The organism is Micromonospora sp. NPDC005194, assembly GCF_040608335.1.
Taxonomy (GTDB): domain Bacteria; phylum Actinomycetota; class Actinomycetes; order Mycobacteriales; family Micromonosporaceae; genus Micromonospora.
The window spans coordinates 210,800-226,187 of record NZ_JBEXIA010000003.1; the positions used below are offsets into that span (position 1 = coordinate 210,800).

The window sequence follows — 15,388 nt, forward strand, 5'->3', positions numbered from 1 at the left end:
AGGGCTAAAATATAACGGACCTGCCAACTGATGGCAGGTCAGCGGGGCATCATCGACCGGGTGACCTCCATGAAGGACAAGATGCTCGCGGGTGAGCCCTACCTCGCCGACGATCCCGAGCTCATCGCCGACCTGGACCGGGCCGCCCGGTTGATGGAACGCTTCAACACCAGCCTCGCGGCGGATCGGGCGGCGCGGCTCGCGGTGCTGCGCGACCTGCTCTGCGAGCTGGGCGACGGCACCTGGATCCGTCCACCGTTCTACTGCGACTACGGCTGGCAGATCCGGATCGGGCCCCGCAGCTTCGTCAACTACAACGCGGTCTTCCTCGACGTCGCGGCGATCACCATCGGCGCGGACGTCCAGGTCGGACCGAACGTGCAGCTCCTCACGCCGACCCACCCGGTGGAACCCTGCCCGCGCCGCGACAAGTGGGAGGCCGCCAAACCGATCACCATCGGCGACAATGTGTGGCTCGGCGGCGGCGCGATCGTGCTCGCGGGAGTGACGATCGGCGCGAACACAGTCGTCGGCGCGGGAGCGGTGGTGACCCGCGACCTACCCGCCAACGTGGTCGCGGTCGGCAACCCGGCCCGACCCGTCCGCGAACTCGACTAGGAGAACAGCAGGGCGACGGGGTCGACGGCGACATCGCCAACCGGTTCAACCGCATCCCGAAGTACGTCCCCTCGCGAGGCAACCCGGATCTGGGCTGACGGCGGTCTCGCTCAGGCCACCGGCGGGTCGGGCAGGCGGATCACCAGGTCGGCCCGGTCGGCCGTGGGGGTGACGCGGGCCGCGTTGGCCTCGTCGCTGCCCAACGCCCAGGCCCGTGCCTGCTCCGGTGACCGCCCGTACGCCTCGTGTCGAGCGGTCAACCGGCGCTGGCGCAGCTCGACGTCCAGATCGAGGAACCACACCTCGTGCAGCAGCGTCCGGACCTCCTGCCACGGAAAGTCCGGCACCAGCAGGTAGTTGCCCTCGGTGACCACCAGGCGGACCGACGGCGGCACCTCGATCGCCCCGGCCACCGGCTCCTCGATCTCACGGCGGAACTCCGGCGCGTAGACCGAGGTCGGCTCCAGCCGGCGCAACCGGCGCAGCAGTGAGACGTACCCGTTGGCGTCGAAGGTGTCGATCGCGCCCTTGCGGTCGGCGCGGCCCAACCGGACCAGCTGCGACTGGGCCAGGTGGAAGCCGTCCATCGGCACCAGCCGGGCACTCGGCCCGACCTCGGCGACGATCCGCTCGGCCAGGGTGGACTTGCCGGCGCCGGGCGCCCCGGTGATGCCGAGCAGTTGCCGCGGGCCGGCGTCGGCCAGTGACCGCGCCCGCGCCACCAGCTCCTCGACGGCCAGCACCCGGGCCTGCGGCATCAGCCCAGCACCGGATCGCTGATCGTGAACCGGGCCTGCACCGCCGCCTGCACGGTCTGCGGCCGCGGGTCCAGCTCCAGCTCGGGCGCCCCGCCGCCAGCGCCGCCCCCGGCGTCGAAGGCAGCGCGGGCGAACATCGGCCGGTCCCCCGGACCGGCGTCGGCCAGCTCGATCAGCGCGGTGACGCGGGCGCCGAGGGCCTCGGCGTACTCCCGGGCGCGCAGCAGTGCGTCGCCGATCGCGGCGTGCCGCGCCTCGCGGTGCGCGGGGCTGTCCGGGCGCAGCTCCCACCAGGGGCCGGCCACCTCGACCTGGTCCTGGTCGGCCAGCCGGAGCATCAGCTCACCCAGAGCGGTGAAATCAGTGACGGTGACCGTCGTGGTGACGCTGCCGAGCCAGCCCACGACGCGCTCACCCGAGCGCTTGGTCTGCGGCCGGACCCACAGGTCGCCGGCCTCCCGTCGGGCCACCGCCGGCTCGGCGCCGTCCAGCAGCACCCGGACGGCGGCGGCCCGCTCGGCGAGCTGCGTCAGCGTCGCCTCCCGATCCCGACCGCGGGCCGTCACGGTGACCGCGAACCGCGCCAACTCGGGCGGCACCTCCCGGGTCGCCTCGCCGCGCACCTGCACAACCGGGCCGTCCGTCGCCATGCCTGCCAGCCTAGTCAGCCACCGGCAGCCACGCCGGGTAGGAGACGACGTCCGGGCCGATCCGGCATCCCGTCAGGTGGCCACCGGCGTCGCCCAGCCCGCGCAGCCAGGCCACCTCGACGGCATGGTCGCCGTCGGCCGGGAACTCGCGGTCCGCCGGCGCGAACCGGCGGCCCCGCAACGCCGACCGCGCCGCGCCGGCCTGCGCGTACCCGGCGGCGAGCGCCGACGCGTCGCCAGCACGCAGCGCGCCGGCCAACTCGTCCAGCAGCACCCGAACCTCGTCCAGCTCGTGCAGGACCCGTTCGCGGTTGCCGAGCAGCATGTTCGCCGTCCGCTCGGCAGGTGTGCCGGCGACCCGGGTGCCGTCGGAGAAGCTGCCCGCGGCCAGCGCCAGCACGGCGTCGCGCAGCGGCGACCGCTGCACCGCCCCGGCCAACGCGCCGGCCAACAGGTGCGGCACGTGCGACGCGAGCGCGGCCACCGAGTCGTGCGCCGGCGCGGACATCGGCACCACCCGGGCACCGAACAGCTCCACCAGCAGCCCGGTCAGCCAGCGGAAGGCGACAGTCGCGACACCCGTCGCCGGGCAGAGCACCCAGGCGGCACCGGTGAGCAGCGTCGGGGAGGCCGCCGTCAGGCCGGCGGACTCCGCGCCCGCCATCGGGTGCCCGGGTACGAAACGGTCGGTGAGCCCCAGCCGGTCGGCGGCCGCAGCCACCTCGACCTTGGTGCTGCCGACGTCGGTCAGCACACAACCCGGCGCGGTCAGGTCGGCCACCTGGGCCAGAGTCCGGGGCAGGGTGGGCAGCGGACCGCAGAGGAAGACCACGTCCCGGCCGGCGACGGCCTGCTCGATCGTGGCCGGGGCCGACACGCCGCGCGAGCGGGCCTGTTCCCGCGTCACCGGGTCGGGATCCCAGCCGGTCACGTCGAGGCCGGCGTCGGCGAGGCGCAGCAGCAGCGAACCACCGATCAGGCCGGTGCCGAGCACTGCCGCCCGGACGTTGGCGTACCGTCCGGTGCCGCCGTCGGTCATCGCCGGCCGCCCGGGGTCAGGCCCGCAGCCGGCCGGCGACCGCTGCGACGTGCTCGTCGGACTCGGTCAGCGCCACCCGGACGTACCGCTGGGCGGAGGGGCCGTAGAAGACACCGGCCGCGACCAGGATGCCGCGCCGGGCCAGCCAGTCGACCGTCTGCCAGCAGTCCTCGTCGCGGGTGAGCCAGAGGTAGAGGCCGGCCTCCGAGTGCTCGACCGTGAAGCCGGCGCCGGTGAACGCGGCGGTCAGCACCTCGCGCCGGGCGCGGTAGCGCTCCCGCTGCTCGGCGGCGTGCCGCTCGTCCTGGAGGGCGGCCACCATCGCGGCCTGCACCGGCGCGGGCACGATCATGCCGGCGTGCTTGCGGACCTTCAACAGCTCGGCGACGAGAGCCGGATCGCCGGCCACGAACCCGGCCCGGTAGCCGGCGAGGTTGGACCGCTTGGAGAGCGAGTGCACGGCGAGCACTCCGGTGTAGTCGCCGCCGCAGACCTGCGGGGACAGCACCGAGACCGGCTCGGCCGACCAGCCCAACGGCAGGTAGCACTCGTCGCTGGCGACCACCGCGCCGCGTTCCCGGGCCCAGTCGACGACCTTGCGCAGGTGCGCCGCGGGCAGCACCCGCCCGGTCGGGTTACCGGGCGAGTTGACCCACACCAGCCGGACGCGCGAGGTCGGCCCGACCGCGGTGAGCGAGTCGGCGCGGACCACGGTGGCGCCGGCCAGCCGGGCCCCGTCCTCGTAGGTGGGGTACGCGATCGACGGCACGACCACCACGTCGCCGGGGCCGATGCCGAGCAGGGTGGGCAGCCAGGCGACCAGCTCCTTGGAGCCGATGGTCGGCAGGACGCCGAGACCGTCGACGCCAGCTCCACAGGCCCGGGCGACCCACGCCGCGATCGCGTCGCGCAGGGCCGGGGTGCCGGCGGTCAGCGGGTAACCCGGGGCGTCGGACGCGTCCGCCAACGCCTGACGGATCACCGCCGGAACCGGGTCGACCGGCGTGCCCATGGAGAGGTTGATCAGGCCCTCCGGATGCGCCGCGGCCAGCGTGGCCGCGGCGTCCAGGGTGTCCCAGGTGAACTCGGGCAGCCGTGCCGAGACCGGCGCGGGCCGGTTCAGTGGCCCTCGCCGCGCGGCGGCTGCGCGGCGACGAAGGTGGCGTCCTTCTCCACCTTGCCGATCTTCGAGGCGCCCCCGGGCGAGCCCAGGTCCTCGAAGAACTCGTAGTTCGCGCCGGTGTAGTCCTTCCACTGCTCCGGGACGTCGTCCTCGTAGAAGATCGCCTCCACCGGGCAGACAGGCTCACAGGCACCACAGTCGACGCACTCGTCGGGGTGGATGTAGAGCATCCGGTTGCCCTCGTAAATGCAGTCGACCGGGCATTCCTCGATGCATGCCTTGTCGAGCACATCCACGCACGGCTCGGCGATGATGTAGGTCACCGGTCTTCTCCTCCGCAAGACGCGCCGCGATCTCCCGCGACGGTAAGAGCCTAGTATCTCGCCGGGGAGGGGGTCGATCGTGCTCCGACAGCAGGATGTGGGACACCGGATCGTGGTCCGCCGGATTGTGGGGATTCGCGAAGGCCGCCCGCTGTTTTCCGATGCCCTCGGCGAGCTGGTGGAGTTGAGCGAGACTCATCTCACCCTCGCCACGGCGCAGGGCCCGCTGCGGGTACCGGTCGCGCAGGTGCACCGGGCCAAGCGGGTGCCGCCGACCCGCCGGCCGACCGCCGCGGCGGTGGTGGCGCTCGAACGGGCCGCCGACGAGGCCTGGCCGGCGCCGACGCGCGGCCGGCTCGGCGACTGGCTGCTGCGCTCGGCCGAGGGTTGGACCGGCCGGGCCAACTCGGCACTGCCGATCGGCGATCCGGACCGACCGCTGGCGGCCGCGGTGGACGCGGTCGAGCGCTGGTACGCCGACCAGGGTCAGCCCGCGATGATCAACACGCCGTTGCCGCTCGCCGCGCCGGTCGGCGCCGAGCTGGACGAGCGCGGCTGGGACAGCCGCCCACCGACACTCGTACAGACCGCGCCGCTGCCCCTGGCGACGCCCGCCCACGGCGTCCCGGCCGCCGGGGCCGGCGGGCCACAGGGCGCGGTCATCGAGGTGACGACCGCGCCGAGCGACGAGTGGCTGGCCATCGCCGCCGGCCGCAAGGGCGGGCTGCCGGAGGCCGCACGCCACGTGCTCACCGCCGTGGACCAGGTCCGCTTCGTCCACGCGTACGTCGACGGCACGCTGGTGGCGATCGGGCGGGGCGCGGTGACCGGTCCGGGGCGTTGGTTGGGGCTCAGCCTCATCGAGGTGCTGCCGGCGTCACGTCGGCAGGGGCTGGCCCGGCGCGTGATCGACACGCTGGTCGCGTGGGGCGCCACGGCCGGCGCGACACACGCGTTCCTCCAGGTGGAGCAGCACAACGCCGCGGCGGTGGCGCTCTACCGGACGCTCGGCTTCACCACCCACCACACCTACCTGACCCGGGTGGCCCCGCGCTGACCCGCGCCAGGCCCGCGGCGCGGTCCGTTCAGCGGCGGACCACGCGGCGGGGCTTGGCCGCCTTGACCTCGGCGTACCGCTTGAGCTGCTGCGAGCGGTGGTCGAGACCGAGGGCGGTCGCCACCAGGTAACCGATCATGGTCCCGAGGCCGGTGGCGAGCAGGTAGAGCCAGATCTGGGCGAAGAACGTGCCCGCGCCGCCGGCGAACGGGTTGTGGCCCACCAGCAGTGGCCCGACCAGCACGGTCAGGGCCATGGCCACCAGCACCACGACCGCCACGTCGCCCGCCCACACGGCCAGCGGCCGCACGCGTCCCCAGCGGAAGGCGACCACGGCCAGCGTCAACCCGATCACCACGAACATCGCCAGCGACACCCGGTCGGCCGCCGCGTCGTCACCGTCGAAAGCGAACCGGGTGATCAGCCGGGCGACCACGTTGACCGCGAACAGTCCTCCCGCGAGCACCCCGATGGCCCGCCACCGTCTGTCCATCGCACGACCTCCTGCCGTACGCCCCGTTTGCGGGGCCGCATCCCTGGCAGGAATATCTACCACTCGTACCTGTGTGGCGTCACCAGCGGCCGAGAGTGGGCGGCGGGGCGAGGATCTGCCGGAAACCCATCACGGCGAACGTCATCGCGCCGGCCACGATCATCGCCAGGCCGACCCAGTTGTCGCCGGCCAGCAGCAGGTCGCCCTCGGTGGTGCGGATGGCGGCCACCGCCATCAGGGCGAACCACGGCACCGCCGGCAGCGCCACCGCCCAGCGACGGCCGACCACCTCGTGCGCGAACCAGCTCAGCACGATGTTGGCGCCGACGGCGAGCAGCGCCGAGACCCCGATGAGCTGCCCGCCGACCCGGAGGGTGGCGAGCAGCAGCTCCAGCACACCGGTCACGACCCCCGCCACCATCACGACGACCGCGCCGGTCAGCCGCAGACCCAGGTCCAGCAGTCGCGGCGGTGGCCCCGCCTCGGGCGGGGTGTCCTGGTCGTTCACGACCGACATCGGCGCGGCGGGGAGCGTCACCGGAGACCGGCCGCCGCGACCGGGGACCGGTCCGCGGGGGCCTCTCCGGGCAGCCCGGCGAAGAGGTCGTCCTCCCAGCCGTACGGGCCGACGCCCGGCCCCTTCGCACCGACCGCGAGGGTGAAGAACTCCACGCCCATGAACTCGCCCCCGAAGTTGCCGGCGATCGAGTAGAGCCAGGAGGTGGCCGGGATCTGGGTGGCGTGCGCCCGCATCGCCGCCTCCTTGGCCGCGTGCTGGTCGGTGCCGTCGATCCGGGCGGCGATCTGGTCGTCCGGGGTGCCGAAGGGCAGCTCGGCCAGATCCTGGATGCCAGCGAACGGATTGTCCGAGGATTCGGCGAAGTGCGCCATGCCGGCCTCCAGCACACTGAGCGGCATGGCCGTCCAGTAGACCTTCGCCGGGGCGCAGCCCTCGGCCGCGGCCAACTCGACGGCGCGCATCGCCACCCGGTGCGCCTGGATGTGGTCGGGGTGGCCGTAGAAGCCGTTCGGGTCGTACGTGATCAGCACCTGGGGGCGTACCTCCCGCATGATCTCCACCAGGTGCCCGGCGGCCTCGTCGAGGTCGGCCTGCCAGAAGGCGCGGGGGTGGTCGTTCGTCGCGAGGCCCATCATTCCCGAGTCGCGGTAGCGGCCGGCGCCGCCGAGGAAACGGTGGTCGCTGACGCCGAGCGCGGCGCAGGCGGCGGCCAGCTCGGCGATCCGGTACCCGCCGAGCTGGTCGGCCTCGGCGGCGGCGAGCTGCGCGAGCGCCGGTACGTGGATCTCGCCCTCCTCGCCGAGGGTGCAGGTCACCAGCGTGACGTGTGCGCCGGCGGCGGCGTAGTGGGCCATGGTCGAGCCGGTGCCGATCGACTCGTCGTCGGGGTGCGCGTGGACCAGCAGCAGGCGGCGGTCGGGCAACGTCGTCACGACGGTCACTCTAACCGGCGGTCCTCCCTCGGGGGTCGTCGACGCGTCCGCCCAGGTCGGCCACATCACGCCCGGCGCGGCTCTACGATTTGGCCTGTGGACTTTCCGGAGCTGGCCGCCCGTACCCGCCGGTTCAGCCACGGCGCGCCGCGCGCTGTCTCCGTGGCCGAAGACGGCTCCCGGGTGATCTTCCTGCGCTCAGCGGGCCCGGAAGATCCGGCGGACGCGCTCTGGCTGCTGGACGTGGCGACCGGCGAGGAACGCCTGGTGGCCGATCCGGCGACCCTGCTGGGCACCGAGGGTGACGTGCGGGCGCTCTCCCCGGGCGAGCGGGCGCTGCGTGAACGGCTGCGCCTCACTGCCGCCGGCATCGGCTCGTACGCGCTGGACGCCGCCGGCCGGGTGGCGGTGTTCGCGCTGGCCGGTCGGCTGTTCCGGGCCGATCTGGTGCACGGTGACGTGGTGGAGGTGGCCGCCGTCGGTCCGGTGCTGGATCCTCGACCGGATCCGACCGGGGAACGCCTGGCGTACGTGACCGACGCCGCCGGTGGAGTGCGCCGGGGTGAGCTGCGCGTCATCGAGGCGGATGGCACGGACACCCTGCTGGCTGGCGAGGACGCCGGGGTGAGCTGGGGTCTGGCCGAGCACATCGCGGCCGAGGAGTTCGGCCGGTACCGGGGCTACTGGTGGGCCCCGGACGGGCGGATGGTGCTCGCCGCCCGGGTGGACGAGTCCCGGCTGGACCGCTGGCACCTGCACGACCCGGCCGAGCCGGCCAGCCCGCCGACGGCCGTCGCGTACCCCCGGGCCGGCGGCCCGAACGCCGAGGTCAGCCTGCACCTGCTGGACCTGGACGACGGCTGGGTCGACGTGCACTGGGACCGGGAGACCTACCCGTACCTGACCGGGGTGAGCTGGGGCGAGGCCAGCCCGCTGATCACCGTGCTGCGCCGCTCGCAGCAGCACGGGCTGGTGCTCGCGGTGGACCCGCGCACCGGTGAGACGCAAGTGCACGCCGAGCTGGCCGATCCGCGCTGGGTGGAGCCGATCGCCGGCACGCCGGCACACCTGCCGGACGGCCGGGTGCTGGTCGGCGGCGAGCTGGCCCACGACGGGTACGACGCCCGCTGCCTGTTCGCCGACGGCACCCTGCTCACTCCCCCGTCGCTGTACGTGCGACGGGTGGTGGGTCGACTGCCGGCCGTCAGCGGTCCCGCCGACCTGCTGGTCGAGGCGAGTGACGGGGAGCCGAGCGAACGGCACCTGTTCCGGGTCCGTACGACCATCGGGGGCGGGGTGGACGCCCGGCGGCTCACCACCGACTCGGGCTGGCACACGGCGGCCGTCGGCGGGGACGTCCTGGTGGTGGGAAGCGCCTCGCTGGACCACGCCGGGGTGCGGTGGACGGTGTCGCGCGGCGGGCAGGAGCTGGCCGAGCTGCGGTCACTGGCCGCCAACCCGCCGTACTCTCCGCTGCCCCTGCTGGAGCGGGTGACCGACCGGCGGCTGCCGGCGGCGGTGCTCTACCCCGACAACCATGTGACGGGCCGGCGGCTGCCGGTGCTGCTGGACATCTACGGCGGTCCGGGACACCAGGAGGTGGTGGCGGCCCGGGCCGCGTGGCTGGAGCGGCAGTGGTGGGCCGACGCCGGGTTCGCGGTGGTCACCATCGACAACCGGGGTACGCCGGGCGTGGCGCCATCGTTCGAGAAGGCGATCCACCGGCGGGTCGCCGACGTGATCCTGGCCGACCAGATCGACGCGCTGACCGCGCTCGCCGGCAAGCACCCGGACCTGGACCTGGGTCGGGTGGGGGTGCGCGGTTGGTCATTCGGCGGGTGGCTGGCCGGGTTGGCGGTGTTGCGCCACCCGGAGCTGTTCAAGTGCGGCATCGCGGGCGCCCCGGTGACCGACTGGGCGCTGTACGACACCGCGTACACCGAGCGTTATCTCGGCCTGCCGGAGGACGGCATGGACGTGTACGCGCACCACTCGCTCATCGAGTTGGCGGCGGAGCCGGTCACCGGCCCGGACCAGGCCCGCCCGTTGCTGCTGGTGCACGGTCTGGCCGACGACAACGTGGTGGCCGCGCACACGCTCCGGCTCTCCGCGGCCCTGCTGAGCACCGGCCGCCCGCACGCCGTGCTGCCGCTGACCGGCGCCACCCACATGGCCGCGAACGGCACCGCCGAGCGGCTGCTTCCGTTGGAACTCGACTTCCTCCGCACCCACCTGCGCTGAGCGGCATTCGGTAAGTGATTTCGGCAGGTGGGGTCCCCTGCCGCATGCCATGCTGGCCGAAGCATGAGCCGACCGGGCGATTCCCCGGGGCGGCACCGCTTTCCCTTATGCCGAAAGGACTCCACCATGGTGGGGATTGCGCAGAAACCGTCGACCGCCGCCGTTCAGGAAGGCGAGTTGCCGGTCACGCACTTTCGTACGGCGACGGTGAACGGGATCGACATCTTCTATCGCGAGGCCGGACCGGCCGACGGCCCCGCGGTCCTGCTGCTGCACGGATTCCCCACGGCGTCCTCGCAGTTCCGCCACCTGATCCCGCTGCTCGCGGACCGGTACCGGGTGATCGCGCCGGACTTCCCGGGTTTTGGCCACAGCGCCAGCCCGGACCGGTCGACGTTCGACTACACCTTCGCCAACTTCGCCGATCTGATGGACGGCCTCCTCGGCCAGCTCGGCGTGGATCGCTACGCGCTCTACTGCTTCGACTACGGGGCGCCGACCGGGTTCCGGCTGGCCCTCAAGGGGCCCGAGCGGGTCGGCGCGCTCATCGTGCAGAACGGCAACGCGTACGAGGAGGGCCTGAGCGATTTCTGGGATCCGATCAAGGCCTACTGGGCGGAGAAGACCGACGAGCGCCGCCAGGCCATCGCCTTCATCCTCGACCCCGACACGGTCAAGTTGCAGTACACGCAGGGGGTGCACGACCTCAGCCGACTCGACCCCGACCGGTGGACCCACGACGCCACCCAGCTCGCCCGCCCCGGCAACGCGGACATCCAACTGGATCTGTTCTACGACTACGGCAGCAACGTCACGCTGTATCCGGAATTCCAAGCCTTCTTCCGCGACCATCAGCCACCGACGCTGATCATCTGGGGCCAGAACGACTCGATCTTCCCACCCGAGGGTGCCCACCCCTATCGGCGCGACCTGCCGTCGGCCGAGTTCCACCTGCTCGACACCGGCCACTTCCTGCTGGAAGACAAGCTCGACGTCGCTGCGCCGATGATCCGCGACTTTCTCGACCGATCCATCGGTCGTTCCTGAACGGGAGCGGCGGCGTCGTCATCGACCGGCGTGCGCCGCAGGCCCTTGGGGCTGGGGCCTACGCCGCCGCGGGCCGGGTCCGGTGCGCTGGGCCGGCGCGGTGCTGACGGACGCCAGCGCTTGGAAGGCCCTCGCCTACTGCTTCGCCCGGCTGCCCCTGATGGCCGCGGCCGCCTACCTCGGCGGAGTCCTCATCGCCGGCGGGCTGCTGGGCATCACCTATCCCGTGTGGATGCACCGGTTTCCGCAAGATCCGCCCTGGGGCGGTCCCTGGGGTCTGGCCGCGCAGGGGTTGGCCGCGCTGCTGGTGTTTCCGTGGTACTTCCGGCTCATCGTGTGGCTGGACCGGCGGTTGGTGGGGGCGCTGCTGGAGCCGGGCCCGGAGCGAGCCCGGATAGCGGCGCTGGAGGCCAGCCGGGCCGCGCTGCGGGCGGACGCCGCAGCGCTGCTGCGGCGGGTGGAGCGGGACCTGCACGACGGTACGCAGGCCCGGCTGGTCGCGCTGGGCGTGGCGCTGTCGCGCATCGAGCGGCGAGCCGGCGAGCCGGAGCTGCGGACGATGGTGGCGCAAGCCCAGGGCGCGGTGGTGGAGGCGCTTTCCGAGCTGCGGGACATCGTGCGGGGCATTCACCCACCCGCGCTGGACGCTGGCCTCAGCACCGCGATCGAGACCCTGGCCGCGCGCAGCGCGGTGCCCGTCGTCGTGCACGTGGACCTGCCCCAGCGGCCACCGCCCGAGACGGAGTCGGCGCTCTACTTCAGCGCCGCCGAACTGCTCACCAACGTGGCGAAGCACGCTGCGGCCAGCCGGATCCGGCTGGACCTTCGCACGCTGGGTGGCATGCTGCGCGTGACTGTCACCGACGACGGGGGCGGTGGGGCGAGGCCCGGGGGCGAGGGTACGGGTCTGGCCGGGCTGATCCGGCGGGCCGAGTCGCTCGACGGCGCGCTGTGGGTAGACAGTCCGTCGGGTGGGCCGACGACCATCACCGTGGAGTTGCCATGCGAGTAGTGATCGCCGAGGACAACCCGTTACTGCGCGACGGGATCAGGTTGCTGCTGACCGATCACGGAATCACCGTCGTGTCGACGGTGGACAACGGCGACGACCTGCGGGCGGCGGTCAGGGAGCACCGGCCGGACACGGCGGTGGTCGACGTGCGGATGCCACCGACCTTCACCGACGAAGGCTTGCGGGCGGCATTGGCGATCCGTACGGCCCACCCGGACATCGGCGTGCTGGTCTTCTCACAGTGGGTGGAGACCCGGTACGCGCGGCAACTGATCGCCGAGCACCCCGAGCGGGTCGGGTACCTGTTGAAGGACCGCATCGTCAGCACCGACGACTTCGTCGACGCGCTGCGCAGGGTGGCCGCGGGCGGGACAGCACTGGACCCGGAGGTGGTGCGGCAGTTGCTGGCGGCGCCGGCGGTGGACGCGGGCGTCGCCCGCCTCAGCGAGCGGGAACGAGAGGTCCTGGGGATGTTGGCCGAGGGCCGTTCCAACGCTGCCATCTGCGAGTCGCTCCATCTCGCCCCGCGCAGCGTGGAGAAGCATGTGACAGCCATCTTCACCAAGCTGGACCTACCCCAGGCGCGGACCGACCACCGGCGAGTGCTCGCCGTGCTGCGCTATCTGAACGCGGGGCGCTGAGGCTTCCCGCACTCTGGCTGGCCCGGCCTGCCGATGTGCTGTTGAGCGGTATACCTCAGAGGTATGAATATGACTCTGAGGTATACCGCTCAATAGGGCACCCGACCCGACGGAGGTGACCGACGGTCACCGCCGACGGCTGACACGTGTGCCATGCCGCTGCTCTGGCCGCCACAGCCGGGACGGTATTGGCCGTCATGCTCACAGCACTCCGAGGTTGATGGCGAGCTGGGTAATCGTGGCTGGGGCGGCCGGGTCGTCCGTCTGGAGGTAGGCGCGCGCCGCGTCGATCAGGTGCGCGGCGCGGTGCTCGACCGGCAGCCACCGCCACCCGTTCCTACCGATCGTCTTCTCGTGCCGGGCGACCGCCTCCGGCCCGTCGCCCAACTTCACGGCGGCGGCGACCCGCGCCACCTCGACGGCCGCCGGCCCGAACGCCGTCCGGTAATGGTCGTGCCCGTCGCCCACCTGGTCGCCCAGCTCGGCAGCCTCGTCCAGCAGGCGTCCGGCCATCCGGTCGTCACCCGCCCTGGCCGCGATCAGGGCGGCCTGCACGAGCAGCGATCCACGCAGCGACAGTTCTTCCGGCGTGCCAGCGGCGATCTGGGAAGCGGCGGCCAGCATCACCGGCCCTACCCGCGCCGACCCCCGCAACACCTGGCCGAGCTGCACCGCCGCGCAGGCCAGCAACACCCGATCACCGGCGGCGGCGGACATCGCCCGGTCAACGGCCAACCAGGCGAGGCTCCCCTCCCCCAGCTTGACCAGCAACGCCGCCGCCACCCGGTACACCTCCACCACCGCTGCCCGCCCGGCGTCCGGGTGCTGACCGTGGGCGCGGTGAACCTCGGTCACCACCGTGGGCAGCAGCTCGATCAGACGTGGGTACCGGGCGTGCTGGTAGGTCGTCCACGCGTGCCGCACCTCCGAGCCAACCGATCGGGCGGCATCACCGCGCGGTCCGCCTGACGACCAAAAGCCATTGGGTACGCGGACAGCGCGGCCCGAATCCGCGCGACGCCTTCGCTGCGCTCGGCAATCTCGGCAGGCTGAACATCACGACCAAGCAGCGCTGCGGGATCGACCCTCAGCACTCCCGCGATCTCCCGGATGGTCGACAGTCGCTCCAGGGAGCGGACCCCGCGCTCGACCTTGTCCACCCAGCTCTTCGACTTTCCCAATCGATCCGCGAACGACTGCTGCGACAACCTGCGCCGCACCCGCAGGTAGGCGACGCGTCGGCCGATCGGCACCGGGTCACGGCTCACCGCGCCACCGCCGATCCGGCACCGCCCGAGTCGTCTCCTGCACCGGTATCCGCTCAGCCTCGGCCCGCGCGAGCAACCGGCGTTTGGCGTCTTCCCGCTCGGCGGCGTCGATCTGCTCGCCCCGGCTGACCGGCTCGTCGTCAGAACTGGGCATCATCACCTCCGCTGCTGGGCGCACCGGCAGGCCCTGCCGTCGCGTGCCATCCACAGTGACGCCTAACTGTCGTCGGACGCGACGGCACAGGATGCGGCATACCGGTCACATTGACGGCGACATTCAGACGACACAGCGGTATTGTGGCGAACATGAATGCCCCGAACACCGCCCTACGCGCGGTCCGCACCGGGATGCGCATGAGCCAGGACGACTTCGCCCGCGCGCTTCAGGCCGCCGGCCGCCGCGTCGGCGAGCCGAACGACGCCAACAAGAGACTCGTCCAGCGCTGGGAGTCCGGCGCGATCGCCGCACCACGGCCCGTCTATGCCCGCGCCCTGGAGGTCGTCACCGGTCTGCCGGTCTCGCTGCTCGGCTTCGCTGCGATACCCGACGGCCATGCAGTCGATGACCAACACGGTGGCCACGATCTGACCTCGCCCATGTCCAAACTGGCCACGCCAACGCCCAAGCCACTCGCAGTCCACCCGTCGTACGAGGGTGTCTGGCTCAGCCGCTACCAGTTCCATTCCAGCGGCCGGGGAGAATCATTCGCCGGGCAGCACTTCGTGGTCGTGCTCCAGCACGGCGACCGACTGACCGTGCGCAGCCTGCCCGGCTCAGCAGCATCGTCGCTGTCAATGGATCTCACCATCGACGGTGCGGTGGTCACCGGCACCTGGGTGGAGCAGACCGATCCCGCCGGCTACTACCGGGGAGCCCGGTACCACGGCGCAATCCAGCTCCTGGTGGAGCCCACCGGCCGACGGATGGCCGGCAAATGGGTCGGGTTCGGCAAGGACATGGACGTCAACACCGGGCCATGGGAGCTGACCTTCCGGGATGCTTCCACGTCGAAGGCAACGCTCGACCAGTACAACACGTCGCCCGAGTAGGCCCGCCGATGGGAATCGGCCGTCCGGTACGGCCCTCGGTGTGCCGACAGTGAGACCGCCGATTCAAAGGAAGCCCCGCATGAGCAACCCCCGCGAAACTTTCCTACGACTGGTGAACGGCGTCTGCGACGGTCCGTACGAGGACTTGGCCGACTTGTATGCCGAGCAGACCCACGTCACGCACCCGTTCCACCCACTCGACCCGCCGCCGCTACGCAGCCGCGGCGAACTGCACGAGCACTTCACCGCGCCGCCACCGGCCGGCCGGACGCTGAACCGCAATCCGGTCGACATCACGATTCATGACACCGCCGACCCGGAGGTGATCGTCGCCGAGTTCGCCTATCAGGGGCGAGTCGAGGAGACAGGCGAGGCGTTCACCGTGCCATGCGTGTTTGTCATGCGCATCCGCGACGGGCTCATCATCGAGTCGCGGGACTACATCGACCACATCGCCAGCGCGCGGGCCTGGGGTCAACTCGACAGCCTGCTAGTCGCACTTCGCCCGCAGGGAAGCACCACCGTTGACGGCGCCACCCGGCCCTGATGCTCATACGACATCACGCGCACTGATCTGCCCCGCACCTACCAATCGCGATCGGGCGCTGCCGGATCG

General features: G+C 72.3%; 19 protein-coding genes and 1 pseudogene. 9 read left to right on the forward strand and 11 right to left on the reverse strand.

Going from position 1 to position 15,388, the window contains the following annotated elements:
* Positions 1–60 precede the first annotated feature (60 nt).
* Positions 61–618: a sugar O-acetyltransferase gene (locus ABZU53_RS04035; protein WP_355063720.1), complete on the forward strand. Its 558-nt coding sequence runs from the start codon at positions 61–63 to the stop codon at positions 616–618.
* Between the two features lie 110 nt (positions 619–728).
* On the opposite strand, the gene ABZU53_RS04040 is transcribed toward ABZU53_RS04035, so the two are convergent.
* Genes ABZU53_RS04040 through fdxA form a run of 5 tightly spaced genes read right to left on the reverse strand, consistent with a single transcriptional unit; the run spans position 729 to position 4,511 of the window.
* Entirely contained in the window at positions 729–1,376 is a 648-nt protein-coding gene (locus ABZU53_RS04040; RefSeq protein ID WP_355063722.1) for a nucleoside/nucleotide kinase family protein, read from the reverse strand.
* Positions 1,376–2,026 carry an SIMPL domain-containing protein gene (locus ABZU53_RS04045; protein ID WP_355063724.1) on the reverse strand — a complete coding sequence of 217 codons (651 nt, stop codon included), beginning with the start codon at positions 2,024–2,026 and terminating at the stop codon, positions 1,376–1,378. Before ABZU53_RS04045 ends, ABZU53_RS04040 begins: the two co-directional genes overlap by 1 nt.
* Before the next feature lie 10 nt (positions 2,027–2,036).
* Entirely contained in the window at positions 2,037–3,065 is a 1,029-nt protein-coding gene (locus ABZU53_RS04050) for a prephenate dehydrogenase/arogenate dehydrogenase family protein (RefSeq protein ID WP_355063726.1), read from the reverse strand.
* Positions 3,066–3,081: 16 nt separating this feature from the next.
* Positions 3,082–4,188 (reverse strand): succinyldiaminopimelate transaminase, encoded by a 1,107-nt coding sequence (gene dapC / locus ABZU53_RS04055; protein WP_355063796.1) that lies wholly within the window; start codon positions 4,186–4,188, stop codon positions 3,082–3,084.
* Positions 4,185–4,511, reverse strand: coding sequence for a ferredoxin (fdxA, locus tag ABZU53_RS04060; RefSeq protein ID WP_007464872.1), 327 nt, complete (start codon positions 4,509–4,511; stop codon positions 4,185–4,187). Before fdxA ends, dapC begins: the two co-directional genes overlap by 4 nt.
* Positions 4,512–4,590: 79 nt before the next feature.
* On the opposite strand from fdxA, the gene ABZU53_RS04065 reads away from it, so the two are divergent.
* A complete protein-coding gene (locus tag ABZU53_RS04065; protein ID WP_355063728.1) occupies positions 4,591–5,568 on the forward strand; it encodes a GNAT family N-acetyltransferase in 978 nt (325 codons plus the stop codon).
* A gap of 28 nt (positions 5,569–5,596) precedes the next feature.
* On the opposite strand, the gene ABZU53_RS04070 is transcribed toward ABZU53_RS04065, so the two are convergent.
* From ABZU53_RS04070 to mshB, 3 genes are all read right to left on the reverse strand, one after another.
* Positions 5,597–6,061 (reverse strand): hypothetical protein, encoded by a 465-nt coding sequence (locus ABZU53_RS04070; protein WP_355063730.1) that lies wholly within the window; start codon positions 6,059–6,061, stop codon positions 5,597–5,599.
* A 79-nt stretch (positions 6,062–6,140) separates the two neighbouring features.
* Positions 6,141–6,578 (reverse strand): hypothetical protein, encoded by a 438-nt coding sequence (locus ABZU53_RS04075; RefSeq protein WP_354857025.1) that lies wholly within the window; start codon positions 6,576–6,578, stop codon positions 6,141–6,143.
* 17 nt (positions 6,579–6,595) lie between these two features.
* A complete protein-coding gene (gene mshB, locus ABZU53_RS04080; protein ID WP_354857026.1) occupies positions 6,596–7,522 on the reverse strand; it encodes an N-acetyl-1-D-myo-inositol-2-amino-2-deoxy-alpha-D-glucopyranoside deacetylase in 927 nt (308 codons plus the stop codon).
* Between the two features lie 87 nt (positions 7,523–7,609).
* On the opposite strand from mshB, the gene ABZU53_RS04085 reads away from it, so the two are divergent.
* From ABZU53_RS04085 to ABZU53_RS04105, 5 genes and pseudogenes are all read left to right on the forward strand, one after another.
* Positions 7,610–9,754: a prolyl oligopeptidase family serine peptidase gene (locus ABZU53_RS04085; RefSeq protein WP_354857028.1), complete on the forward strand. Its 2,145-nt coding sequence runs from the start codon at positions 7,610–7,612 to the stop codon at positions 9,752–9,754.
* Between the two features lie 126 nt (positions 9,755–9,880).
* The gene (locus ABZU53_RS04090) at positions 9,881–10,801 is read left to right on the forward strand and encodes an alpha/beta hydrolase (RefSeq protein WP_355063732.1); all 921 of its coding nucleotides are present in this window, start codon (positions 9,881–9,883) and stop codon (positions 10,799–10,801) included.
* 55 nt (positions 10,802–10,856) lie between these two features.
* Positions 10,857–11,432 (forward strand): annotated as a pseudogene (locus ABZU53_RS04095) (sensor domain-containing protein); the annotation flags it as partial.
* A gap of 153 nt (positions 11,433–11,585) precedes the next feature.
* Entirely contained in the window at positions 11,586–11,813 is a 228-nt protein-coding gene (locus ABZU53_RS04100; protein ID WP_355063798.1) for an ATP-binding protein, read from the forward strand.
* Positions 11,804–12,454 carry a response regulator transcription factor gene (locus ABZU53_RS04105; protein ID WP_355063734.1) on the forward strand — a complete coding sequence of 217 codons (651 nt, stop codon included), beginning with the start codon at positions 11,804–11,806 and terminating at the stop codon, positions 12,452–12,454. Before ABZU53_RS04100 ends, ABZU53_RS04105 begins: the two co-directional genes overlap by 10 nt.
* 201 nt (positions 12,455–12,655) lie before the next feature.
* Here ABZU53_RS04105 and ABZU53_RS04110 read toward each other — a convergent pair whose 3' ends face one another.
* Genes ABZU53_RS04110 through ABZU53_RS04120 form a run of 3 tightly spaced genes read right to left on the reverse strand, consistent with a single transcriptional unit; the run spans position 12,656 to position 13,876 of the window.
* Entirely contained in the window at positions 12,656–13,378 is a 723-nt protein-coding gene (locus tag ABZU53_RS04110) for a hypothetical protein (RefSeq protein ID WP_355063736.1), read from the reverse strand.
* Positions 13,330–13,722: a helix-turn-helix domain-containing protein gene (locus ABZU53_RS04115; protein WP_355063738.1), complete on the reverse strand. Its 393-nt coding sequence runs from the start codon at positions 13,720–13,722 to the stop codon at positions 13,330–13,332. The genes ABZU53_RS04110 and ABZU53_RS04115 overlap by 49 nt, the downstream gene beginning before the upstream one ends.
* The gene (locus ABZU53_RS04120) at positions 13,712–13,876 is read right to left on the reverse strand and encodes a hypothetical protein (RefSeq protein ID WP_354857039.1); all 165 of its coding nucleotides are present in this window, start codon (positions 13,874–13,876) and stop codon (positions 13,712–13,714) included. Before ABZU53_RS04120 ends, ABZU53_RS04115 begins: the two co-directional genes overlap by 11 nt.
* A 143-nt stretch (positions 13,877–14,019) precedes the next feature.
* On the opposite strand from ABZU53_RS04120, the gene ABZU53_RS04125 reads away from it, so the two are divergent.
* Both ABZU53_RS04125 and ABZU53_RS04130 read left to right on the forward strand, forming a co-directional pair.
* A complete protein-coding gene (locus ABZU53_RS04125) occupies positions 14,020–14,772 on the forward strand; it encodes an XRE family transcriptional regulator (RefSeq protein WP_355063740.1) in 753 nt (250 codons plus the stop codon).
* A 79-nt stretch (positions 14,773–14,851) separates the two neighbouring features.
* Positions 14,852–15,319, forward strand: a complete 468-nt coding sequence (locus ABZU53_RS04130) for a nuclear transport factor 2 family protein (protein ID WP_354857040.1) — start codon at positions 14,852–14,854, stop codon at positions 15,317–15,319.
* Positions 15,320–15,388: the final 69 nt, after the last annotated feature.